Origin of the sequence: Arthrobacter sp. ok909, assembly GCF_900104405.1 — a bacterium.
Taxonomy (GTDB): Bacteria; Actinomycetota; Actinomycetes; order Actinomycetales; family Micrococcaceae; genus Arthrobacter; species Arthrobacter humicola.
The window spans coordinates 38351-61433 of record NZ_FNJS01000002.1 but is presented as its reverse complement, the minus strand read 5'-3'; the positions used below and the strand labels follow the sequence as shown (position 1 = coordinate 61433).

General features: G+C 65.2%; 17 protein-coding genes. 3 read left to right on the top strand and 14 right to left on the bottom strand.

What is annotated here, in order from left to right; genetic code table 11:
- Positions 1–93: 93 nt before the first annotated feature.
- From BLR03_RS02500 to typA, 3 genes are all read right to left on the bottom strand, one after another.
- Positions 94–903 carry a type IV toxin-antitoxin system AbiEi family antitoxin domain-containing protein gene (locus tag BLR03_RS02500; protein WP_091248986.1) on the bottom strand — a complete coding sequence of 270 codons (810 nt, stop codon included), beginning with the start codon at positions 901–903 and terminating at the stop codon, positions 94–96.
- A gap of 384 nt (positions 904–1287) precedes the next feature.
- On the bottom strand, positions 1288–1665 hold the full coding sequence (locus BLR03_RS02495; RefSeq protein WP_254788124.1) for a hypothetical protein: 378 nt from the start codon (positions 1663–1665) through the stop codon (positions 1288–1290).
- A 27-nt stretch (positions 1666–1692) separates the two neighbouring features.
- Positions 1693–3621, bottom strand: coding sequence for a translational GTPase TypA (gene typA, locus BLR03_RS02490; RefSeq protein WP_091248983.1), 1929 nt, complete (start codon positions 3619–3621; stop codon positions 1693–1695).
- A 293-nt stretch (positions 3622–3914) separates the two neighbouring features.
- On the opposite strand from typA, the gene BLR03_RS02485 reads away from it, so the two are divergent.
- A complete protein-coding gene (locus BLR03_RS02485; RefSeq protein ID WP_091248981.1) occupies positions 3915–4805 on the top strand; it encodes an SGNH/GDSL hydrolase family protein in 891 nt (296 codons plus the stop codon).
- 212 nt (positions 4806–5017) lie between these two features.
- Here BLR03_RS02485 and BLR03_RS02480 read toward each other — a convergent pair whose 3' ends face one another.
- From BLR03_RS02480 to BLR03_RS02460, 5 genes are all read right to left on the bottom strand, one after another.
- A complete protein-coding gene (locus BLR03_RS02480) occupies positions 5018–6733 on the bottom strand; it encodes an ABC transporter ATP-binding protein (protein WP_175460385.1) in 1716 nt (571 codons plus the stop codon).
- 11 nt (positions 6734–6744) lie between these two features.
- Positions 6745–7737, bottom strand: coding sequence for an ABC transporter permease (locus BLR03_RS02475; RefSeq protein WP_091248976.1), 993 nt, complete (start codon positions 7735–7737; stop codon positions 6745–6747).
- Entirely contained in the window at positions 7727–8656 is a 930-nt protein-coding gene (locus tag BLR03_RS02470) for an ABC transporter permease (RefSeq protein ID WP_091248974.1), read from the bottom strand. Before BLR03_RS02470 ends, BLR03_RS02475 begins: the two co-directional genes overlap by 11 nt.
- 223 nt (positions 8657–8879) lie before the next feature.
- A complete protein-coding gene (locus BLR03_RS02465; RefSeq protein WP_091248971.1) occupies positions 8880–10520 on the bottom strand; it encodes a peptide ABC transporter substrate-binding protein in 1641 nt (546 codons plus the stop codon).
- Between the two features lie 292 nt (positions 10521–10812).
- The gene (locus BLR03_RS02460) at positions 10813–12639 is read right to left on the bottom strand and encodes an ABC transporter ATP-binding protein (protein WP_091248969.1); all 1827 of its coding nucleotides are present in this window, start codon (positions 12637–12639) and stop codon (positions 10813–10815) included.
- Between the two features lie 79 nt (positions 12640–12718).
- Between BLR03_RS02460 and BLR03_RS02455 the strand changes: the two genes are divergently transcribed.
- Positions 12719–13348 (top strand): PH domain-containing protein, encoded by a 630-nt coding sequence (locus tag BLR03_RS02455; protein WP_091248966.1) that lies wholly within the window; start codon positions 12719–12721, stop codon positions 13346–13348.
- 27 nt (positions 13349–13375) lie between these two features.
- Here BLR03_RS02455 and BLR03_RS02450 read toward each other — a convergent pair whose 3' ends face one another.
- The 4 genes from BLR03_RS02450 to ychF form a co-directional block, all read right to left on the bottom strand.
- Positions 13376–14506, bottom strand: coding sequence for an ABC transporter permease (locus tag BLR03_RS02450; RefSeq protein ID WP_091248964.1), 1131 nt, complete (start codon positions 14504–14506; stop codon positions 13376–13378).
- 26 nt (positions 14507–14532) lie between these two features.
- Complete coding sequence (locus BLR03_RS02445) at positions 14533–16074, bottom strand: ABC transporter permease (protein ID WP_091248962.1); 1542 nt, start codon at positions 16072–16074, stop codon at positions 14533–14535.
- Positions 16075–16252: 178 nt separating this feature from the next.
- Positions 16253–18034, bottom strand: coding sequence for an ABC transporter family substrate-binding protein (locus BLR03_RS02440; protein ID WP_091248959.1), 1782 nt, complete (start codon positions 18032–18034; stop codon positions 16253–16255).
- A gap of 351 nt (positions 18035–18385) precedes the next feature.
- Complete coding sequence (ychF, locus tag BLR03_RS02435) at positions 18386–19471, bottom strand: redox-regulated ATPase YchF (protein WP_091249401.1); 1086 nt, start codon at positions 19469–19471, stop codon at positions 18386–18388.
- 220 nt (positions 19472–19691) lie between these two features.
- Here ychF and BLR03_RS02430 point away from each other — a divergent pair, with 220 nt between their 5' ends.
- The gene (locus BLR03_RS02430) at positions 19692–20930 is read left to right on the top strand and encodes a DNA recombination protein RmuC (RefSeq protein ID WP_091248956.1); all 1239 of its coding nucleotides are present in this window, start codon (positions 19692–19694) and stop codon (positions 20928–20930) included.
- Between the two features lie 27 nt (positions 20931–20957).
- On the opposite strand, the gene BLR03_RS02425 is transcribed toward BLR03_RS02430, so the two are convergent.
- Both BLR03_RS02425 and BLR03_RS02420 read right to left on the bottom strand, forming a co-directional pair.
- A complete protein-coding gene (locus tag BLR03_RS02425; protein ID WP_091248953.1) occupies positions 20958–22046 on the bottom strand; it encodes a 4-hydroxy-3-methylbut-2-enyl diphosphate reductase in 1089 nt (362 codons plus the stop codon).
- 9 nt (positions 22047–22055) lie between these two features.
- On the bottom strand, positions 22056–22916 hold the full coding sequence (locus tag BLR03_RS02420) for a hypothetical protein (protein WP_091248950.1): 861 nt from the start codon (positions 22914–22916) through the stop codon (positions 22056–22058).
- Positions 22917–23083 lie beyond the last annotated feature (167 nt).

Below are 23083 nucleotides of genomic sequence, written 5' to 3'. Positions count from 1 at the left end.
AGACTGGCACGGCGCAGGACATGTTCCATGGTGAAAGGACTTATCTCAAGGGCGCACTGCCGGGACGCATTGAGGCGGAAATTGCGTCCGACTCTAAGCGGCTGCTGACAACCTGTTGAGGGTTTCACGGACCATCGCGATGAATTCTTCAGGATGGTCCCGCAGCAGCGGGTAGCTCACGATCAGTGTCGGAATTCCGCGGCGAGTGGTGACGTTCCAGCGCCGTCGGTCCTCCTCGAAGCTGACTTTGTCCATGTGGAATCCGGCGCCGTCGGTCTCAATCCCAAGACGGCCGTCGACCATCAGGTCCAGATGCCCCAAGCCCGGAACGTTGAACTGTGATTCGACGTGGAAGCCGGCACGCCGCAGATGAAACCGGGCCAAGCACTCAATCAGCGACTGCGATTGCGGAACGATGGTCGACACGATGCGCCGCTCCCTTGCGTCGTTCCGGCCATCCAGCCGGCGGCGCAGGGCACCAATCTGAAGTCCCTTGAGTACGACGGCGGACTCGGCGATGATCAGCCCCTCGGGTTCCGGCAAACAGCGCAGGCATTGGACGACTGTGTCCAGGAGAGTCGGCGGGGTGGACGACCTGTGACAAACGAAGCCCTGGTAGCTCCGGCTGTGGGTGATGGAAACGTGCGGCTGGGCAGGGGCCGAGAGAACCCATAGGCCGCCGAACTGGGCCGCCGTGATGCAGGCCGTTTCTGCCGGAAGGGAGCGGATGGAAATCAGTTGCGCGTCAGCCCCGGGCAGCGCATAGACGCCACGGGCGACGCGGGATACGGCGCCCGTCGCCATCGCGGACTTGAGCTGGCAATCGGAGACACCCGCCGCTGCAATGTATTTGGCGCGGGCGACGCCGTCGTACTTGGAAAGCACTTCGATGATGTTGGCCATCCACCCATGGTGGCGTCGCACGCCGCGCCCGAGAAGTCCGATCCAGTGCTATGTGGAGAACTTGGAACCGCAGAGCCATTGCTGCCAGGACGTCGACCCGGAGTGACGGTGGGCATGTCCGTGCACCGGAAGTAGGACAGGGCATGTCCACCGGTGAGGACTGAGCATGTCCCGCGAAGCAGCCTTGCGCTGGACATGATGCCATTGTGCCCACTCGAGCGAGCGAAAAATGAGCATGTCCCGTGGAGGGAGCGGGTGCAAGGAGCGGGTGCAAGGAGCGGGTGCAAGGAGCGGGTGCAAGGAGCGGGTGCAAGGAGCGGGTGCAGGGAGCGGGTGCAGGGAGCGGGTGCAGGGAGCCGGAGGAGGGATCAAGGAGGGGCGCGCTTAGCCCGCGGGCAGCCGGTACCGCCGGCACCAGGCGAGCATGGCCACGGTGATGCCGGCGATGCCGAAGACCCAGATGTTGCCCGCAGTATCTCCGATGACCAGGCGCTTGCCCGTTTCCAGGGTGGACCACCACCCGGTCAGGGCGTAGCAGAGCAGTCCGCAGACCGCTATCGGAAGGACGGAACGGAACGCGGCCCCGAGCCAGAGCTCGGCCGAGCCCAGCAGGAGCAAGGCCGCGGCCGCGCCCCACGGAACCTGCACGCCGGCCAGAAACAGATCGTGCCGGTGCAGGGCGGTGCCGGCCAGGGCAACAAAAAGAGCTGCCGGCACGGCGGCGGCAATGCCGCCCGCCATACCGGCAGCTCTCTTAGTCACGTTTCAGCCGAAGCCCGGAGACCGGGATCAGACCTTGGCGCGGGCGCGGTTGGCCTTTGCACGCTCGTTGGTGTCCAGGATGAGCTTGCGGATGCGGATGGAATCCGGGGTAACCTCCACGCATTCGTCCTCGCGGGCGAATTCGAGGGACTCTTCGAGGGTCAGGTCGCGCGGCGGCGTCAGGTTCTCGAAGGTGTCCGAGGAAGCTGCACGCATGTTGGTGAGCTTCTTTTCCTTCGTGATGTTGACGTCCATGTCGTCGGCGCGGGAGTTCTCGCCCACGATCATGCCTTCGTAAACCTCGGAGGTGGGCTTGACGAAGAAGGAGCCGCGCTCTTGCAGGTTGATCATCGCGAACGGGGTCACAACACCGGCGCGGTCGGCGATCATCGAACCGTTGGTACGGTACTCGATCGGGCCGGCCCACGGCTCGTAGCCTTCGGAGATGGAGGCCGCGATGCCGGCGCCGCGGGTGTCCGTGAGGAACTTGGTGCGGAAGCCGATCAGGCCACGTGCCGGAACGATGAACTCCATGCGGCACCAGCCGGTGCCGTGGTTGGCCATGTTGGTCATGCGGCCCTTGCGGGCTGCCATGAGCTGGGTGACGGCGCCGAGGTACTCTTCCGGCACGTCGATGGTCATGTGCTCCATCGGCTCGTGAATCTTGCCGTCGACCGTCTTGGTCACAACCTGCGGCTTGCCCACTGTCAGTTCAAAGCCTTCGCGACGCATCTGCTCGACCAGGATGGCCAGCGCGAGCTCGCCACGGCCCTGTACTTCCCAGGCGTCAGGACGCTCGGTGGGGAGCACCTTGATGGAGACGTTACCGATCAGTTCCTTGTCCAGGCGGTCCTTGACCTGGCGGGCAGTGACCTTGGCGCCCTTGACCTTGCCGGCCAGCGGGGAGGTGTTGATACCGATGGTCATGGAGATGGCCGGGTCGTCAACAGTGATCAGCGGCAGCGGCTGCGGGTTGTCGACGTCGGTCAGGGTCTCACCGATGGTGATGTCTTCGATACCGGCGACGGCGACGATCTCGCCGGGGCCGGCAGATTCGGCCGGAACGCGGTCCAGTGCCTTGGTGGCCAGCAGTTCGGTGATCTTGACGCTCTTCAGCTCACCGTTGGCACGGGCCCAGGCAACGGTCTGGCCCTTGCGCAGGGTGCCGTTGTAGATGCGCAGCAGCGCGAGGCGGCCGAGGAACGGCGAGGCGTCCAGGTTGGTGACGTGCGCCTGCAGGACACCGTCCGGGTTGTAGGTCGGAGCCGGGATGTGCTCGATGATGGCTTTGAAGAGCGGCTCGAGGTCCTCGTTCTCCGGGGCGGTGCCGTCGGCGGGCTGCTCGAGGGAAGCGCGGCCGACCTTGGCGGCTGCGTAAACCACCGGAACGTTGAGGATCTTGTCCAGGTCCAGGTCCGGAACTTCGTCCGCGAGGTCAGAGGCCAGGCCCAGGAGCAGGTCCATGGACTCGTGGACAACTTCTTCGATCCGCGCGTCGGGGCGGTCGGTCTTGTTGACGAGGAGGATCACCGGAAGGTGCGCGGCCAGTGCCTTGCGCAGCACGAAGCGGGTCTGGGGCAGCGGGCCCTCAGATGCGTCGACGAGGAGGACGACGCCGTCGACCATGGACAGACCGCGCTCAACCTCGCCACCGAAGTCGGCGTGGCCGGGGGTGTCGATGACGTTGATGGTGATGGTCTCGCCCTGGGAGGACGGTCCGTTGTAGGCCACCGTGGTGTTCTTGGCCAGGATGGTGATGCCCTTTTCACGCTCGAGGTCACCGGAGTCCATGACCCGGTCCTCGAGGTGGTTGTGCTCGGCAAAGGAGTTGGTCTGCTTGAGCATGGCGTCGACCAGAGTGGTCTTGCCGTGGTCAACGTGGGCCACGATCGCGACGTTGCGCAGGTCACTGCGCGATGCAGTGGCTACCGCGGTGTTGGTGGTGGTTTCAGACATGCGTTATTGCTCGATTCAGTGGTGAAGTCAGCTGTGGTATCGCGACATTTCCAACCGGAACGCACGACGGATACGCCCTTTCGACACAGGGCACCTGATACAAGTCTAAGGGCTAGGCTATTTATTGGCCTAAAATGCGAACGTCCGATGATCCGGCGGCCGACCCTGCCGAGGTGGACGGCGCCGGAAGGACAAACGAAAGTTGATTGTTACCTGTGAGTAAAGTCACTGGATTTTCCCGCTCCCATACCCCATCATTGCTCTCATAGCAGCAAGCAAGCCCGGAGACATTCATGCGAAACGCCTCGGCTCTGTCCCGCTTCGTCGCAACGATGATCGCCGTAGGCGTAGTTCTTGGCGGCTGCGGGCAGGCTTCTTCCTCACCTGCGTCCGACGCGGGCACTTCCGCTGCGCCGCGGGCGGCCGGCCAGGCCGGTGGCGCAGCCAACGGCGCAGGCGTGCCGGTGGCTGCAGGCCCGCCGGGAAAGACTCGGCTCGGTTCCGGAATCAATCCCGCAGACTTGGCCGGCGGTTCGATCTACCGCAATCCTGCCAACGGCCGCGACGAGGTGATCGTCAAGGACTCCAGCAACACCGCGGTATTGATTGGTGACTCCCAATCGGAGCCGTCCTTCGGCTGGCCCAGGCAGGGCCTGGCCGCGGCGGGGTACAAAGTCTTCTTCTGCGGCCGGGGCGGCACCGGTTACGTGGCGTCGAACGGCAAGACCGGCAACTACATTGACGCGCTCCAGCGCGGTGACTGGAAGCTCCCGTACGGCACCCCTCCCCTGGTGGTGATTGAAGGCGGCGGAAACGACGCCGCACGCGGCGCCACGGACTCGCAGATCGTCGCCAACGCCGAGCGGCTGATCGCCAGCCTCCGTCAGCGCTATCCCGCGGCGCGGATGCTCATGGTCGGCACGCTCGCGCGTGGCGCCAGCTTCGGCGGAGGACGCCGGAGCCAGGTGGACACGCTGCTGGGGACCGTGGCGAGCCGGCACGGTCTGCCGTTCGTCAGCGCCGGAGACTGGCTCACCCGCTACAACCTCACGGGTTCGATGGCGGACGGGGTTCACCTGAACAGGCAGGGCCATGCGGCCCTCGGCGCCGTCTTCGGCCAGCGGCTTGAGTCCATGGGACTTGAATACCAGGACGCCGGCCTCGTCTCCGGTTTGGCCCACTAACGCCGGCCCGGTCAGGCCGGGCCCGGACCCGCGGCAAGCAGCAACGGGAACCTGCACGACAAAGGAGCCGGTGCGCGCCCTTACGGGCGAACACCGGCTCCTTTGTTGTTACAGATTTACAGGCCTACTTGCTGTTACAGGCGCACTTGGTGTTGCAGGCCTGCTGTTACCAGGCGCATCTGCTGCCAGGACCTGTCAGCTGTTTTAAGGGCTCAGGCGACTTCCGGCGGCAGCATGAGGCCGGCGCCGGGGATCGCGTTGAGCAGCGCCTTGGTGTAGTCCTGCTGCGGCGATTCGAAGACGTCGTCCGTGGACCCGGTCTCCACCAGCTTGCCCTTCTGCATGACGCACACGTGGTCGGCGATCTGCCGGACCACTGCGAGGTCGTGGGTGATGAACAGGTAAGTCAGGCCGAGCCGGGACTGGAGTTCGGCGAGCAGGTTCAGCACCTGGGCCTGTACCAGCACGTCCAGTGCCGAGACAGCCTCGTCGCAGATGATCACTTCGGGGTCCAGGGCCAGGGCACGGGCGATCGCGACGCGCTGGCGCTGGCCGCCGGAGAGCTCGTTCGGATACCGCTGCATCGTGGACTGCGGCAGCGCCACCTGGTCCAGCAGTTCCCGGACCTTCTTCTCGCGGCTGGCCTTGTCCCCGATTTTGTGGGTCCGCAGCGGTTCCTCGATGGTCCTGAAGATGTTGTACATCGGGTCGAGGGAACCGTACGGGTCCTGGAAGATCGGCTGCACGCGGCGCCGGAAGGCGAAGATCTCCTTGCTGTTCAGAGTGGAGGTGTCCACGCCGTCGAAGATGATCTTGCCTGAGGTCGGTGTCAGGAGGTTCAGGACCATCTGGGCCACCGTGGACTTGCCGGACCCCGACTCCCCGACGATCGCCGTCGTGGTTCCCCGCTTGACGCTGAAGGAGACGTCGTCGACGGCCGTGAAGTCGGTGGACTTGCCCAGGCCCGAGCGCAGCTTGAAGACCTTCCTGAGGTTCTGGATCTGCAGGACTTCGTCGCTCTTGGAGGGCTCAACCACGCCGGTTTCGGCGGGGGCGAGCATGTCGTCCGTTTCCACGCCCAGTTCCTTGGCGGCCTGGATGCGCCGGGACGCCAGCGACGGCGCCGAGGCGACCAGCCGCTGGGTGTACGGGTGCTGCGGGTTCTGCAGCAGCTCCAGCGAGGGTCCGGATTCGACCACCTGGCCGCGGTACATGACCACCACCTGGTCGGCGCGCTCGGCGGCGAGGCCGAGATCGTGCGTGATCAGCAGCACCGCGGTGCCCAGTTCCGTGGTCATCTTGTCCAGGTGATCAAGGATCTGGCGCTGCACGGTGACGTCGAGCGCCGAGGTGGGCTCGTCCGCGATGAGCAGCCGGGGCTGGCAGGAGAGCCCGATGGCGATCAGCGCGCGCTGGCGCATGCCGCCGGAGAACTCGTGCGGGTACTGCTTGGCCCGGCTGGCGGCGTCCGGGAGACCTGCCTGGGACAGGACCTTCGCGACGTCGTCGGGTCCGCTGGGCAGGCCGTTGGCCTTCAACGTCTCACGGACCTGGTCGCCGATCTTCCACACCGGGTTCAGGTTGGACATCGGGTCCTGCGGGACCATGCCGATGCTGTTGCCGCGGAGTTCGATCATCCGCTTCTCGCTGGCGTTGGAGATGTCCTCGCCGTCGAACACGATCTGGCCCGCCGAGACGCGGCCGTTGCCCGGGAGCAGGCCAATAGCGGCCAGCGCCGTGGTGGATTTGCCGGAGCCCGACTCGCCGACAATCGCGACGGTTTCTCCCGGCATGATGGTGAGGCGGGCGTTGCGGACGGCGTTGACCTCGCCGTTGCTGGTGGTGAAGCCGATGGCCAGGTCTTTGATTTCAAGCAGCGGACGCTCGGTGGCGTAGTCCGCTTCCTGGAAGTCAACTGAGGCGCTCATGGTGTCCCCTTTCATCGCTTGCGGGCTTTGGGATCGAGGGCATCACGCAGGGCATCGCCCAGCATGATGAAGCTCAGGACGGTGATGGACAGCGCGATGGCCGGGTAGAGCAGCGGCATCGGGTTGGACCGGAGCGAGGACTGCGCCGCCTGGATGTCGTTGCCCCAGGACATGACGCTGGGCGGCAGCCCGATACCGAGGAAGGACAGCGTGGATTCGGCCACGATGAACGTGCCCAGGGAGATGGTGGCCACGACGATGATCGGAGCCAGCGAGTTCGGCAGGACGTGGCGCATGAGGGCACCGAACTTCGAGACGCCAAGCGAGCGGGCGGCCATGACGAAGTCGGCATTGCGGACCTCGATGACGGCGCCGCGGGTGATGCGTGCGATCTGCGGCCAGCCGAAGACCACCAGGATAAGCACAAGGGTCCAGACCGTCCGGTTCGTGCGGAACGCCGGCAGCTGCATGAGCACGATCGCGCCCAGGATCAGCGGCAGCGCGAAGAAGATGTCGTTGATCCGGGCAAGGACGGAGTCGACCCAGCCGCCGTAGTAGCCGGCCACGGCACCCAAGATGCCGCCGATCAGCAGCACACCGATGGTGGTGAAGAGGCCCACCGTCACCGAGGAGCGCGTGCCGAAGATGACGCGGGCGTAGACGTCGCAGCCCTGCTGGGTGAAGCCCAGGGGGTGGCCCGTGGCGGGGCCGGCGTCGGAGTTGGCCAGTTGGCATGCCTCCGACGTCGGGTCGATCGGCGAGAAGAGTCCCGGGAAGAGGGAGACCGCCACGACCACCAGGATCAGGAATGCGGAGATGAGGAAGAGCGGCTGCTTGCGCAGGTTCTTCCACGCCTCGCCCCAAAGGCTCAGCGGTGCGGCTTCGTCCTTGACCCGGTCCGTTACCTGGAGCGGGGTCTCGGAGACATCGGCTACGAAGTGCTCGATCCGGCGGGCCGGACGGGTGGCAACGGCGTTGCGTGCGGTGATGTTCTCAGGAGTCATAACGGATCCTTGGGTCAAGCCAGCCGTAAAGCAGGTCAACGAGCAGGTTGGACAGGCAGTAGATCAGCACCAGGACGGTGACGATCGAGACCACGGTGGGGCCTTCGCCCGACAGGACGGCCCGGTAGAGCCGGTTGCCCACGCCCGGGACGTTGAAGATGCCCTCGGTAACGATCGCACCGCCCATCAAGGCACCGAGGTCGGCGCCCAGGAACGTGATGACCGGAATCAGCGAGTTGCGCAGGATGTGGACGCGGACCACCTGGAACCGGGACAAACCCTTGGCGGTGGCGGTGCGCACGTAGTCGGCGTTCATGTTTTCGATGACGGACGTGCGGGTCAGACGCAGGACATAGGCGAAGGATCCCAGTCCCAGCACGATCGCCGGCAAGATGAGGTCCGGGACGGTCGCGGCGGAGCTAACGGTCGGTTTGGCCCAGCCCAGCTGGACGCCGATGGTGAATTGCAACAGGAAGCCCAGGACGAAGATCGGAATGGCGATCACGACCAGCGAGGCGATCAGGACCGTGGCGTCAAAGAACTTGCCCTTGCGCAGGCCTGCGATGAGGCCGAAGACGATGCCGAAGACACCCTCGAAGATCAGCGCCATGATGGCCAACCGTGCCGTGACGGGGAAGACCTCGCCGAGCACGGTTGCGATGGGGCGGCCGGAGAAGTCCTGGCCGAGGTCGAACGTGAAGATGCTCCTGAGGTAGAGCAGGTATTGCATCCAGAACGGCTGGTCCAGGTGGTACTGCTCCCGCAGCTTGGCGGCCACGGCCGCGTTGACCGGCTTGTCGCCGAACAATGCCACGATGGGGTCGCCGGGCAGGCTGAAGACCAGGAAGTAGACCAGCAATGTTGCGCCTAGGAAGACGGGAATCAATTGCAGGAAACGCTTGAGGATGTAGGTCGACATCAGCGAGTCACACCCTCGTTGGCAGGCATCCTGTCCAGGGATGCGGCGGAGTTGTTCATCAAAGAACCTTTTCACTATGGATGCAGGCCGGCGCCGGTTCACTCACGGCGGCAGGGCTGCGAAAAGTTCGCCCGAAAAGCCGGGCATCAAGAAGATAAGGAGTGCGAAAAGCACGACGACGGCAGAGGCCCCAAAAAGGGCGGCCCCCGCCGTCGTTTAGGTGTTACTTGCCGGTAACGTTGTAGTACAGCGGGACGCCGTCCCAGCCGTAATCAACGTTGCTGACCTTGTCGCTCCAGCCGCCCTGGGCAACCTGGTACCACAGGGGGATGGCCGGCAGGTCGTTCAGGAGGATCTCCTGGGCCTTGTTCATTGCCTTGTTGCCGTCGCTGACCGATGAGGCGTTCAGGCCGTCGGAGACGGCCTTGTCGAACGTCGGGTTGGCGTAGTTGGCGTCGTTGGAGCCGGCACCGGTCTTGTAGATCGGGCCGAGGAAGTTGTACAGCGACGGGTAGTCTGCCTGCCAGCCGGCGCGGATGGAGCCGGTGAGGGTCTTGGCGGTGGCGTCGTTGCGGGCTTCCTTGAAGGTGGCGTACGGCTTGCCTTCAACCTTGATGCCGAGGGTGTTCTTGAGCTGGTTGACCACTGCTTCAACCCACGCCTTGTGTCCGCCCTTGTCGGCGTTGTAGGCGATGGTGAACGTCTCGTTGGGGTCCCACTTCTGGATGGCGTCGGCCTTGGCCCACGCGTCCTTGGCTTTGGTGGCGTCAAACTTCAGGTTGTCAGCACCCGGGATCGAGTCGCTGTAGCCGTCCAGCACGGGAGCCGTGAAGTCCTTGGCGGGCTTGCGTGCGCCGTTGAAGATCACCTTGGTGATCTCGTCGCGGTTGATCGCCATGGAGATCGCCTGGCGGCGGAGCTTGCCGGCGTCGCCGCTCCATTCCGGCAGGTATTCCGGGATGGCAATGGTCTGGTTGCCGGCGTACGGCTTGTTGATGGTGCGGTCGCCGAGGTCAGACTGGTAGTTCTTCAGCGCGCTGGTCGGGATGGTCTGCAGGATGTCCAGGTTGTTGGACAGCAGGTCCTGGTAGGCGGCGTCGTCGTTCTGGTAGATCTTGAAGGTCACGCCGGCGTTCTTGGCCTTGCGCGGGCCGTTGTAGTCCGGGTTCGGAACGAGCTGGATCTGCACGTTGTGCTGCCAGCCGCCGTCCGCAAGCTTGTAGGGGCCGTTGCCGACCGGCTTCTCGCCGAAGCCCTTCGGGTCCTTCAGGGCGCCGGAGGGAACCGGAACAAACGCGGTGTAGCCCAGGCGAAGCGGCCAGTCGGATTCCGGCTGCTTCAGTTCGACGGTGAACGTCTGATCGTCAACGACCTTCAGGCCGGACATGGTGTCGACGGTGGAGCCTTCTGCGCTGGCCTCGTCGTAGCCCTTGATGCTTTCGAAGAAGCCTCCGCTGAGCTGTGCGTTCTTGGCTGCGGCACCGAAGTTCCAGGAATCGACGAAGGTCTTGGCCGTGATGGCCTCGCCGTTCGTGAACTTCTGGTCCTTCTTGATCTTGATGGTGAAGTGCTGGCCGTCCTTGCCCTCGATGGACTCGGCGAGTTCGTTGACCGGCTTGCCGCCGGCGTCGTAGCTGACCAGACCCGCGAAGATCATGTCGATGACCTTGCCGCCGCCAACCTCGTTGGTGTCGGCCGGCATCAGGGGACGCTGGGGTTCGGAGCCGTCGGCGAGGATCACTTTGCTGGTGTCGCCGCCGGTACTGCCGCTACCGGCTGCGGAGCCGCTGGCACCGCATCCGGTCAGGGCGAGGGCGGCGATAGCCACCATGCCCAGTGCTTTGGAAGTGCGCGAAAAACGCATTCCGCCTCCTATGAGTTGTGGGAGTTCGTGAGGGAAAAACTTATGCTTCCCCGAAGGCAGGCACAGGGGTATCCCCTGTGACGTGGCCTACATAAGGAAGTAGCCTAGCCCCAAAATGTCCAAATGTTGGAACTCCGTTGCCAAACCGTGATCCGACAACCTCATGACTGCTAGCGTCACGCGAAAAGTATTTCAAGTCACACGCTACCGGCTGGTAGTATTCGCCCGAACTGTGATCCGGGTTACTCTGGATTAACTCGAAACGGGCGGTTTTCAGCCCCCGGGGCACACCTTAGCTGGCCCCCGACAGCAGCTGCGCGCGCAGCTCGCGGCGCTCGCGCTGCTTTTCCGGATCCGGCAGCGGAACCGCGGCCAGAAGCCGCTGGGTGTACGGCTCCTGCGGGTTGCGCAGGATCTGGTCCCGGGTCCCCTGTTCGACGATCCTGCCGCGCTGCATGACGCAGATCCGGTCCGCGAGCACGTCCACCACAGCGAGGTCGTGGGTGACGAAGAGGCAGGCGAAACCCAGTTCCTTTTGCAGGTTCTGGAAGAGATCGAGCACCTTGGCCTGAACGGAGACGTCCAGGGCCGAGGTGGGCTCGTCGGCGACCATGAGCTTCGGCTTGAGCGAGAGGGCGCGCGCGATCCCGACGCGCTGTTTCTGGCCGCCGGAGAGTTCGTGAGGGTAGCGGTTGCGGTAGTCCCGCGGAAGCTCGACCTGGTCCAGGAGCGCCTCGATCCGGTGCTGCAGCTCGGCGCCCTTCGCGACGCCCGCGAGGAACATCGGTTCGCCGATGCTTTCCCCGATGGGGAGCCTGGGGTTCAGGGACGAGGACGGGTCCTGGAACACCATGCCGACATGCCGGCGCATCTCGTGGAGCTGCCGGCCGTTCTTCTTGGCGGCGGAAATGTCCTGCCCGACAACCCGCATGGTGCCCGCAGCCACCGGCAGAAGGCCGACGGCGGCCCGGCCGATGGTGGTCTTGCCGGAGCCCGACTCGCCGACCAGGCCGACCACCTGCCCGGGGTAGATGACCAGGTTGGCGCCCTCCACAGCCCTGAAGGCCGGCACCCGGCCCTGCTTGGGGTAGTCGATGGCGACGTCGGTGAGTTCAAGGACCGGCTCACCCTTTGGCTTGGCGGCCTCGGCCGCAGCCAGGGCAGCGGCGTTCGCCCGCTCCCGCCGGATCAGCTCGTCTTCCGGGATGGAGAGGATCTCGGCGTGGGTGGCGGCGGCGAGGGCGGCAGTGACATCGACGTCCGGCACCGAATCCGAACCGCCCTGGCCCAGGTGCGGGACCGCGGCCAGCAGGGCCTGGGTGTATTCGTGCTGCGGGTTGTGGAAGATCTGCGCCGCGGTGCCCGTCTCCACGATGAGTCCCCGGCGCATGACGGCGATCCGGTCGGCGAGGTCGGCCACCACGCCCATGTCGTGCGTGATGAGCACAATGGCGCTGTCCAGCTTGTTCCGCAGGTTGCGCATGAGGTCAAGGATTTCGGCCTGGACGGTCACATCGAGGGCCGTGGTGGGCTCGTCGGCAATCAGCAGCTTCGGGTCGCAGGAGAGCGACTGCGCGATCATGGCGCGCTGGCGCTGCCCGCCGGAGAGCTGGTGCGGGTAGGACCGGAAGGCCTTCTCGGGATCGGGCAGTTCGACAAGTTCCAGCATGCGCAGGGCCTTGAGCCGCGCTTCTTCCGGGGAAACCTCGTTGTGCAGACGCACAGTCTCCACAATCTGCGACCCCACGGTGTAGACCGGGTTCAGTGCCGTCATCGGCTCCTGGAAGATCACCGCGACGTCCTTGCCGCGGACGGCCCGGATATTGGCCTCATTGGTCCCCAGCAGCTCCCGGCCGGCGAGCTTGACACTTCCGGTCACACGGCTGTTACTGGGCAGCAGGCCCAGCAGCGCCATTGAACTGGCACTCTTTCCGGAGCCGGACTCCCCCACGATGGCGAGCACTTCGCCGGCCCGCACCTCGTAGTTCAGGCCGATCGCGGCCGGGACCCATTTCTTGTCCACGCCGAAATCCACGCTGAGGTCCCGGACCTCCAGGACGATTTCCCCCTTGCCGTGCGCGGGTGCCGCCGGCGGATCGAGGGTGATGAAGTCAGTCATGATGGGGCCATCCTTCCGCCCGGGCCGCCGGTACACCGGGAATTAGTGCTGCGGCTCGGAATACTGAATTATTGGGGGCATGAGCACTGCGCCGCACGCCGGAAATGTTGAAGTCTTCAAGGCACGAACGAACAAATGGTTCGCCTGGCTGTCCTGGACGGTGGCCGCGTTCGGTGTCGTCGTCACGGTGGTCATGGCAGGGCCGGGGGCGCTGGCGGGCGTCGCCCCGCTGGCCTTCATTGCGTTCATGGGCTGGCAACTGTTCTGGATGCCGTCCGTGGTGGTGCACGATTCCGGCGTCACCCTGGAAAATCCGTTCCGCTCGATCGAGGTTCCGTGGGCCGCGCTCGTGCACGTCGATACCCGCTTTGCACTCACCCTGGTGACGGCCCGGAAGAGCTTCGTCTCCTGGGCCGCGCCCGCTCCCGGAATCTGGGGCGGTCGCAATGGCCGCCCGGAAGACATGCACGGCCTGCCGGCAACCACCTACGGACCCGGCAAGTCGGTCCGCCCCGGCGACCTGAAGACCACGGACTCCGGCCAGGCTGCCATGCTGGTGCGGGCCCGGTGGCATGAGCTGGTGGAAAGCGGACAGCTCGCCGCCGACGACGCTGCCGCCACCGAGGCGACCGTCACCGTCCGCTGGGTGGCGATTGGCGCCGTCGTACTGCTCCTGGCGGCGAGCTACCTGGCGGTTACCGCCGGCTAGCGCGGACCTGCGGCAGGGGGCCGGCATCTACTTGCCCTGTGTTCCGTCGGCAGGTCCGTCGTACCGGGATCCCTCGGGCCCGGATTCCTCATACCCGGGACCGTCGGGGGCCGTGAGAGCACTTGCCTGCACCGCGGTCCCCCTGTGGTCCACCGCCTTCTTGGCGTTGAACTTCTTCTGCCGCGGGTCAAAGGCATCGCGCAGGCCGTCGCCGATGAAGTTGATGCTGAGGCAGATGAGCACGATGAACATGCCCGGGAACCAGAAGAGCCAGGGCCGGGTGGCGAAGGCCTGCTGGTTCTGCGAGATGAGCAGGCCCAGGGACGTGTCCGGGGCCTTGACGCCGACGCCGAGGTAGCTCAGTGCCGTTTCGGTGAGGATGGCTGCGGACATCGTCAGGGTGACGTTCACGATCAGCACGCCGACGGCGTTGGGCAGGATGTGCTTGAAGATGATCCTGGCATTGCTGGCGCCGGAAATCCGGGCCGCATCCACGAACTCGCGTTCTCGCAGTGACAGGAATTCGCCGCGCATCAGGCGGGCCAGGCTGACCCAGCTGATCAGGCCCAGGAAGATTCCGAGGGCCAGGACGCCGTTGGTGCTGGCGAAGGAGGCGAACCAGCTCCCCTGGTCCCGGCGGCCGGCGAGCTGCGCCATGACGGCGGCCAGCAGCAGGGCAGGAATGATGATGATGACGTCAGTCACGCGCATGAGGATGGCCTCGGCCCAGCCCCTGAAGTAGCCGGAGATGGCACCGACCACCGCGCCGATCAGGCCCGCGATGAGGCCGATCACGAGCATGATGGTGATGGACTGCTGCGCGCCGCGCATGGTCATGGCGAACAGGTCCCGGCCGATCCGGTCCTGGCCGAACGGATGTTCGCCCCAGGCCAGGGGCCACAGCGAGGACGTCGGTGCCCCGTCGTTGACCAGCGGGGAGACTTGCTCGTGGGTGTACTTCCACCAGCCCGGAATGCCCAGGTAGCCCACCGAGGTGAAGGCCATGACAAAGATGAGGGCGAAGACCACGAGGCCGATGATGGCGCCGGAGTGTCCGAGGAACCGCTTCCGGACGATCTGGCCCTGGCTGAGGCCCTTGGCCTCGAGCACCGGCTCAATTCCTGCCGCGGCTGATACCCGCGAGCTGTCTTCGGCCATGATGACTTCCTGCTGACTTGGCTGGCTCATGATTTTACCCTTACGCGCGGATCCAGTGCGGAGTAGGCCAGGTCCGCAATGAGGTTGAAGACCATGGCCGTGATGGCAACGCAGATGAAGACGCCCATGACCGGGTTGGGGTCGACATGAGCGATTCCGTCCAGGAACAGGAAGCCCATGCCTCGGACCGAGAAGACCGTTTCGGTGATGACGGCGCCGCCGATCAGTGCCCCGATATCGAAGGCGACGATCGTGGCGATCGGGATCAGCGCGTTACGGAAGGCGTGGCGCATGACGACGGTCCGCTCGCTCAGGCCTTTGGCCCGGGCCGTGCGGATGTAGTCCATGTTCATGATTTCCAGCATCGAGGCCCGGGTGAACCGCGTGTAGCTGGCCAGCGAGATGAGGATCAGGGCCAGGGTGGGCAGGATCAGGTGGGTGAAGGAGTCAAGGCTCAGCACCCAGAAGTCGCCCTCAATGTTCGGTGTGCTGGCACCGATGGTGGCGATGGGCCGGCCGCGCACACGGCTGTTGTTGAAGTAGCTGGGCCACGCCTGCATGTACCGATCCAGCAGGATCAGGAAGCCGACCAGGAAGGAGGTGATCGCCGCGGCCCGCATGGACTGCCCACGGTCATAGCCCCCCACCACGTAGCCGATGCCCATGCCGATCAGGACGAAGGCGACCGCCAGGATCACGATCATGAGGAACGTCGCATCGTTGAGAAGCGGCTGCAGGACGAAGTACAGCACGACGCCGACGCCGACGGAGATCAGGGCCGACTGAAGGGCCTTGCGGTTCTTCAGTCCGGCGGAAAGCAGGGTGACGGCGAAGGCGATGCCTGCACCGGCGATGGCGATGATCACGGGACCGAGGCCCGGGGTCTTGAACCATTCGGTGGCGGAGAAGTAGATCAGCACCGCGGTGACGAAGGCGAAGGCGATGGCGCCGGTCAGCAGCCGGCGCTTCATGGCGCCGCCCGCCGCGACCGCTGTCAGCGCGCCTGCGACGACGCCGATACCGAGTGCCGTCGGCAGCGGAACCTCTGGGTTTCGCAGGAAGTTGTTGAACCCGATGGCGCCGAATTCCTTGAGCAGGACCGCAACCCAGAAGATCGGCAGGGAGAAGAACAGGAAGGCCATGAAGGTCACGCCGTAATCCAGCGTGCTGTACTGCCGCAGCGCGGTGACGATGCCCAGGGTGATACCGATCAGGATGGCAAGCACCGTGGCCCCGGTGACAAGCGTCAGGGTCTGCACGAGCGCGAAGCCGAGAGCCTCGGTGACGGGCTGGCCGGCGATGTTCTTTCCGAGGTCACAGGAATTGGCGAACGGAACGAGGCACTGGACCGCGCCGCCGAACCACTTGAAATACCGCAGCGGGGCGGGGGTGTCCAGCTGCAGGAGCTCGGTTCTCGCGTCCATGAGCTGCTGCTTCTGCGGCGAGTTGCTGGCACGGAACTCCTCCAGGGGATCGCCGGACGCCGCTGTCAGGAGATACACGAAGTAGGATGCGCCGAGAAGTATGAGGGCGGCAGTCACAAGCCGCCGGAAGATGTAGGTCACCATTGGAATAGAACCTCGGAGTTCGGGCCCGGGGATTGCCCGGACCGGTCGCGGAGTTTGGCCGGTACCCGCCGATATGGCGGCGGAACCACGGCATCGCCAGGGAGGTCGCCAGAAAGGCGCCGGGACCGAAGAGCTGTGGTCCCGACGCCTTTCCAGCAGTGTTACTTGCGGTCGCGGGCTACTTCTGTGCCCATTCCCAGAAGTTCCACCAAACGCCGGTCTGGTTCGGCATGTACTTCACACCGGTGATGCGGTCGCTGTATGCGTCCACGCCAACCGACTGGAAGAGCGGAAGGCCGTAGGCCGAGTCCCAGATCATCTTGTCGATCTGCTGGACGAGGCCGTCCTGCTTGCTCTTGTCGGTGGTGACAATCAGTTCGTCCATCAGCTTGTCGGCTTCCGGATCGCTGAACTTGTTGAAGTTGGAGTCGTTGCCGGTCTTGAAGATCTGCGGGACGCCGGACACGCCGACACCGGAGTTGCTCCATCCGAAGATGGTGGCGTCGTAGGTGCCGTCGCCCAGGGCCTTGCCCCAGTCGGACTTGCCGAGGCCGCCGTCAACGATCTTGAAGCCGGCCTTGGTGGCGGACTCGCTGATCAGGGAGAAAGCGTCGACACGGTTGGGGTTGTCCTTGTTGTACATGATGCGGACCGTGGGGGTGGCACCGTTGAGGAGCTTCTTGGCGCCGTCGATGTCCACGCCCTGGTAGGCGGAGGATCCGTTGTTCTTCACGGAGTCGGCGTAGGGGGCCTGGTCCGGGACGAAGAGCTGCGAGTCAAGCGGTGCAGCCTTCGGGTCAAGCTTCTTGACGATCTTGTCGACGATGTCCGCGCGCGGGACGGCCTTCATGAACGCCTCGCGGACGTTCTTGTCGGCAAAGGGGCCCGAGTAGTTCAGGTCGATGTGGTCGTACGCGAGCTGGTTGCCGACGTCGACCGTCACGCCCTGGCTCTCAAGCGCCTTGAGCTGCTCCACAGTGTCAGCGGACGCCTGCGGGGCGATGATGTCGGCTTCGCCGTTCTTGAGGGCCTGGACCTGGGCGGGGGCCTCACCGATGTAACGGACGGTGATTTCGTCCAGGTTGGGCGTCGGGCCCCAGTTGTAGTCCTGGTTCCTGACCATGGTCAGGGACTGGTCCTGGTTGACGCTCTTGACGATGAACGGGCCGTTGGAGAGGTAGAGGCTCGGATCGGCCGGCAGGGTCTTGGTGTCAAAGCCGGTGTTCCACAGGTCCGCCATGGCCTTCAGCTGAGCGTTCGCCGGCTTGGGGGCCTTGGAGTCGCCGCGGGGCGTGCCCTTGAGGAGGTCGACGAATGCCTTGGCGTCCGCCAGGCCCGCCTTCTTGGCGAGGACGTGGGCCGGGATGTCGACGCCGGGGCCGCCGAGGGCGATTTCCCAGTCGGCGAAGGGCTTGGAGTACTTCAGCGTCATGGACTTGCCGTCGTCGCTGAGCTCCGGGAAGTCGGTGAGCGCCAGGCCGGTTGGGTCACCGGCGTAGGAGAAGTAGGACGTTCCGGTCTTGGCGTCCGCATTGAGGTCGTTGTAGTAGCCGGAGAAGGCGGCCCACTGCAGGAGGAGGTCGGCCGAGGTCACAGGCGTGCCGTCTGACCACTTCACGCCGTCATTGATGGTGTACTTGACCGTCAGGGGGTCGTCCGAGACCTTTTCCATCTTGCCGAACTTTTCATTGCGGACGACGTTGAGCTTGTTGTCGATGTAGAAGAACCCTGAGTGCGTGGCGTAGCTGATCTTTGAGTTGATGTCAGTGTTTCCGTCAGCCGTGTTCGGGTTGAACGTGTTGAACGCGTTGACCTCGACTACGGTTGCCGATCCGCCTTGCTTGCCTGCTGCGGCCGCAGTGGACGGGGTTGTCCCGCCGCTGTTGCCTGCGCAGGCGCTGAGGGCGATGGCAGCTACTGCCGCCACGCCCACTGCTTTGGAAATACGACCCAAGCGCATTCCGCCTCCTTGTTTCTGTGGTGTGGGTGAGACCGGCGCCTACAGCGCCGGACAGACGTCCACACTCCCCCAGCGGCAGTGTGGGCCGTCTCACATGGCATGAAGCGTAAACCCCAAATGCGGCCGAGAGCCACCAAAGTTGACTCACTGTAAAGTTCGTTACCGAGCTGCAACATTGGACAGGCTCAGCGGAGCCACTGTTCCACAGAAACCTTTCCACACAAACATTGACGGCCGGGATGGAAAAAGTTAATAGATCCGCACACAGGGAAGGCCCCGATTCGAAAATCGGGGCCTTCCAGTTAATCTGCCTTTACTTAGCAAAATTACCGCACTGCCGGGCGGAGGACATCAGACGTTGAAGCGGAATTCGACGACGTCGCCGTCGGCCATGATGTATTCCTTGCCTTCGATCCGGACCTTGCCGCGGGCCTTCGCCTCGGCCATGGAGCCGGCCTCGATCAGGTCATCGAAGGAGACGACCTCGGCCTTGATGAAACCGCGCTGGAAATCGGAGTGGATCACGCCGGCTGCCTGGGGGGCGGTGTCGCCCTGCCGGATGGTCCAGGCGCGGGTTTCCTTCGGACCGGCCGTGAGGTAGGTCTGCAGTCCGAGGGTGTGGAAGCCGACGCGGGCCAGCTGGTCCAGCCCGGACTCATCCTGGCCGTTCATTTCCAGCATCTCGCGGGCTTCTGCCTCGTCGAGCTCCACGAGATCGGACTCAAGCTTGGCGTCCAGGAAGATGGCGTCCGCCGGGGCCACAAGCGCGCGCAGTTCGGCCTGCTTCTCCGGGCTGCCCAGAATCCCCTCGTCGGCGTTGAAGACGTAGATGAAGGGCTTGGCGGTCAGGAGGCCGAGCTCCTTGAGGTGCTCCATCTCCAGCTTGTCGCTCTTGATCGAGGAGAAGATGGTGTCGCCGCGTTCCAGGACGGCCTGGGCCGCCAGGATGGCTGCCAGTTCGGCCGCCTCGCGCTTTTTGATCTTAACTTCTTTTTCGATCCTGGGGATGGCCTTTTCGATGGTCTGCAAATCGGCCAGGATCAGCTCGGTGTTGATCGTCTCCATGTCGGAGCGGGGATCGACCTTGCCGTCGACGTGGATGACGTCCGGGTCATCGAACACGCGGACGACCTGCGCGATGGCCTCGGCCTCGCGGATGTTGGCGAGGAACTGGTTGCCCAGGCCTTCGCCCTCGGATGCGCCCTTGACGATGCCGGCGATGTCCACGAAGGACACGGCGGCGGGCAGGAGGCGCTGGGAGCCGAAGATGCCGGCCAGCTTTTCAAGCCGGGCATCCGGCAGGTTCACGACGCCGATGTTCGGTTCGATCGTGGCGAACGGGTAGTTCGCCGCAAGGACCTGGTTGCGGGTCAGTGCGTTGAAAAGGGTTGATTTGCCGACGTTGGGCAGTCCGACGATGCCAATAGTAAGAGCCACGAGCATATATTCTACCCGCACAGGCTGGTGATCGCCGTGGCGGGTCCGGCAGGGGGTCCGGGCGGCAGGTCCGAAGCCGGCAGGAGCACAGTCCCGGGACGTTTCCGGGCGCCTTGCGGGCGTCTTACAGGCGGCCTTACGGGCGGTCTTACCGGCCCGTTCAGGGCTTCATCCGGGCGTCGGCGCGAAAACTGTCACAGGGGCGTGCGACAGTGAAGTCATGGATGCTTTTGCACTGATTCTTGCCCTGCTCATGCTGCTCACGGGCGCCGTTGCCGGCGCTGCCGTCGTTTTCGTTCTGCTCCGCCGGCGCTACCTCGCCGTGGAACAGGACTTCGACGGCGTATCGGCCCGGCTTTCGGAGGTCAGCGCGCAGTTCGCCGCCGCCGACGCCGAGAGGCGCCTTCTCGCGGCCCAGAACCGGGAGCTGGGCGAGTCCCGGAACCAGGACGGAAGTGTGCTCCGGGCGCTGGCGCCGGTGGCGGAAAAACTCACGGCCGTGCAGCAGCAGGTCTCACTGCTGGAACGCGACCGGCTGGAGCAGTACGGCCAGCTCGCCCAGCAGCTGCAGGAGGCCCGCTTGTCCGACGAGCAGCTCCTGCGGTCCACGCATGCGCTCGAGTCTGCCCTGCGGTCCAACAGCGCACGCGGCCAATGGGGCGAGGTCCAGCTGCGACGGGTGGTCGAGGCGGCAGGGATGTTGCGCCACGTGGACTTCCACGAACAGGTCCACAGCGGGCAGGCCCACGGTGCCGGGACGGACGGCAGCCTCCGGCCCGACCTCGTGGTGCAGCTGCCCGGAGATAAGCAGCTCGTCGTCGACGCGAAGGTGCCCCTGGCGTCGTATCTCGCCGCCCAGGAGCTCGGCGCGGTGCCCGCGGGCCGGCAGGCCGCCCAGCCGTCCGGCAGCCAGCAGGCGCACCTCGCCGCCCACGCAAAGGCCCTCAAGGCCCACGTCGACGCGCTGGGCAACAAGAAGTACTGGGACATCCCCGGCAACTCCCCGGAGCTGGTGATCTGCTTCCTTCCGGCCGAGTCCATTCTGGCCGCCGCCCTTTCAGCGGATCCTGCACTGCTGGATTATGCACTGTCGAAGAACGTGGTCCTGGCTTCGCCCGGAAGCCTGCTGGCCGTGCTGAAGGCCGTGGCGTTCACGTGGCGGCAGGACGTGTTGACGGACAGCGCCCGGGAACTCTTCGAGCTCGCCCGGCAGCTCTACGACCGGATGGGAACACTCGGCGAGAACGTCACCAAGCTGGGATCCTCGCTGAAGACCTCGGTGGAGCGGTACAACTCCATGGTCGGGACCCTCGAGGCCCGGGTCCTGCCCACCGCCAGGAAGCTGAACTCCCTCGAAGCCACCGGCCTGGTCACTCCCCCGCCCGTCGAGGTCACGCCGCGGGCGGTCGCAGCCCCCGAGCTGCAGCCCCGTGACGAGTCGGAAGAGTCCGCGGCCTAAGCCGGGCCCGGGTTCCGGGCCCGGACCCTACGACTGCTCGGGGCGGGTGCCGCGGCCCCCGAGGGCGCGGGAGACATCGCCGGCCTGCTTCAGGGTGGCCCGGAGTTCCTTGGGCAGGGAGAAGAGGAGGTCTTCCTCGGCCGTGACGACTTCCTCGACTGATCCATAGCCGTAGTCGGCCAGGAGCCGCAGCACGTCCTTGACGAGCACTTCGGGGACGGAGGCCCCCGATGTCACGCCGACCGTGGCGACGCCCTCGAACCAAGCCTCGTCGACCTCGTTGGCGAAGTCGACACGGTACGAGGCCTTGGCGCCGTATTCCAGCGCCACCTCCACGAGGCGGACGGAGTTGGACGAGTTGGCGGAGCCCACCACGATCACGAGGTCCGCCTGGGGCGAGATCTTCTTGATGGCCACCTGCCGGTTGGTGGTGGCATAGCAGATGTCGTCGCTGGGCGGATCCTGCAAGGTGGGGAACCGCTCCTTGAGGAGGCGGACGGTCTCCATGGTTTCGTCAACGCTGAGGGTGGTCTGCGAGAGCCAGATGACCTTTTCCGGATCGCGGACCGTGACCTTGTCGACCTCGTGCGGGCCGTTGATGATCTGGATGTGCTCGGGCGCCTCGCCGGCGGTGCCTTCCACTTCCTCGTGGCCGTCGTGGCCAATCAGCAGGATGTCGAAGTCGTCTTTGGCGAACCGGACGGCTTCGCGGTGCACCTTGGTGACCAGCGGGCAGGTCGCGTCAATGGTCCGCAGGCCGCGGTCTTCCGCTGACTGGACGACGGCCGGTGAGACGCCGTGCGCCGAAAAGATCACGAGGGCGCCCTCGGGGACCTCGTCGGTTTCGTCAACGAAGATGGCGCCCTTCTCCTCCAGGGAGCTGACGACGTGGACGTTGTGCACGATCTGCTTGCGCACGTAGACGGGCGGGCCGTAGTGCTCAAGGGCTTTTTCCACCGCGATGACTGCGCGGTCAACGCCGGCGCAGTAGCCGCGCGGGGCTGCCAGGAGAACCTTTTTGGGGCCGGCGACAGGGGCCGCTGCCAGAACGTCTTCGGGTGAACGCCGCCGGCGCGGAACGGATGGCATCGGAACGGATACAGCGGTGGAGGTCATGCTCCCATGCTACCGGTGTTCAAAGTTGCCCCGTTTGCGGGCCCCGGCCACGCGGACAGCAATTCCCGTGACCAGCAGGGCCGCTCCGGCCACGGCGGCAGCGACGATCCACTGCCCGAAACTGGCTGAGCACGCCGCGACAAACTCGCTCTTGAAGAGCTCCGCCACATCGTTGCCGCTCGAGGTGGCGGCGACGGCTGTACCGACAGCGTCGCTGGCCAGTTTCCATACCCCGGCCAGCACCAGCGCCCCGACGCCCATGCCTGCCAAAACGGCCCACCGGCGTCGGGCCGCAATGAACGCGATCACGAAGGCGATGCAGGCGCCGACTGCGACGGCGTATCCCATCGGAGCGTAGACGGTGACCCGTTCGATGAGCTGGCGCTGGTCGGACTGCCCAATATGGATCAGCACCTGGCCGGGGCCCTCCAGCGGCAGGGTAGTTGCCTCAGAAACCTGCCGTGCCACGAGTCCCACGAGCGGTGCCACATCAAGAGTCAGCGACGAGGTCACGTCCGCGTCCGGTGGCACCGTGCTGGGGTCGGCGAACGTCAGGCGGTGGCTCTTGCGCAACGTTTCCGCCCAGGCGTCGGAATAGCCGGGCAGCACGGTCAGCGATTGTGCCGCGTTGTCCAGGACCGGCCGGGCAAGCTGGGTAAGGGCTTCGGGGATGTTGGCGCGGGAGGCCAGAGCGTCGACGGCGGCCGTGGCCAGCCGCTGCTGGAACGCCGGGTCCTTGCCCAGCGGCGCGGTCAGGGCAACGAAACCGTCTTCCTGGACGATGTTCCGGTCCACCCACATGGCAGGAACGGCGACGGCGGCCATCAAGAGCCCGACGAGGACGGCGGCAGCGGAGACAAAAGTGCGCAAGGGATTCCTAGGAGGTCGTTGGGGTCCCACCCATTCTATGGCGGGCCCGCGCATGACCATAAAGTCAGGCCCCGCTGGTAAGGCTATGGACAGTAAAGCTATGGATAGAGTTGAAAGCGATAACTTCCGGCTGCCGGCCGGCGCTCCCCGACGGGAAGCGGGTGCCG

Coding starts and splice junctions, on each gene's coding strand:
- BLR03_RS02470 (WP_091248974.1), bottom strand. CDS start 8,656: ATGTCGACCTACATCCTCAAGCGTTTCCTGCAATTGATTCCCGTCTTC.
- BLR03_RS02430 (WP_091248956.1), top strand. CDS start 19,692: ATGGATGCTTTTGCACTGATTCTTGCCCTGCTCATGCTGCTCACGGGC.
- BLR03_RS02440 (WP_091248959.1), bottom strand. CDS start 18,034: ATGCGCTTGGGTCGTATTTCCAAAGCAGTGGGCGTGGCGGCAGTAGCT.
- BLR03_RS02455 (WP_091248966.1), top strand. CDS start 12,719: ATGAGCACTGCGCCGCACGCCGGAAATGTTGAAGTCTTCAAGGCACGA.
- BLR03_RS02480 (WP_175460385.1), bottom strand. CDS start 6,733: ATGAGCGCCTCAGTTGACTTCCAGGAAGCGGACTACGCCACCGAGCGT.
- BLR03_RS02425 (WP_091248953.1), bottom strand. CDS start 22,046: ATGACCTCCACCGCTGTATCCGTTCCGATGCCATCCGTTCCGCGCCGG.
- BLR03_RS02450 (WP_091248964.1), bottom strand. CDS start 14,506: ATGGCCGAAGACAGCTCGCGGGTATCAGCCGCGGCAGGAATTGAGCCG.
- typA (WP_091248983.1), bottom strand. CDS start 3,621: ATGTCTGAAACCACCACCAACACCGCGGTAGCCACTGCATCGCGCAGT.
- BLR03_RS02465 (WP_091248971.1), bottom strand. CDS start 10,520: ATGCGTTTTTCGCGCACTTCCAAAGCACTGGGCATGGTGGCTATCGCC.
- BLR03_RS02460 (WP_091248969.1), bottom strand. CDS start 12,639: ATGACTGACTTCATCACCCTCGATCCGCCGGCGGCACCCGCGCACGGC.
- BLR03_RS02445 (WP_091248962.1), bottom strand. CDS start 16,074: ATGGTGACCTACATCTTCCGGCGGCTTGTGACTGCCGCCCTCATACTT.
- BLR03_RS02475 (WP_091248976.1), bottom strand. CDS start 7,737: ATGACTCCTGAGAACATCACCGCACGCAACGCCGTTGCCACCCGTCCG.
- BLR03_RS02500 (WP_091248986.1), bottom strand. CDS start 903: ATGGCCAACATCATCGAAGTGCTTTCCAAGTACGACGGCGTCGCCCGC.
- BLR03_RS02485 (WP_091248981.1), top strand. CDS start 3,915: ATGCGAAACGCCTCGGCTCTGTCCCGCTTCGTCGCAACGATGATCGCC.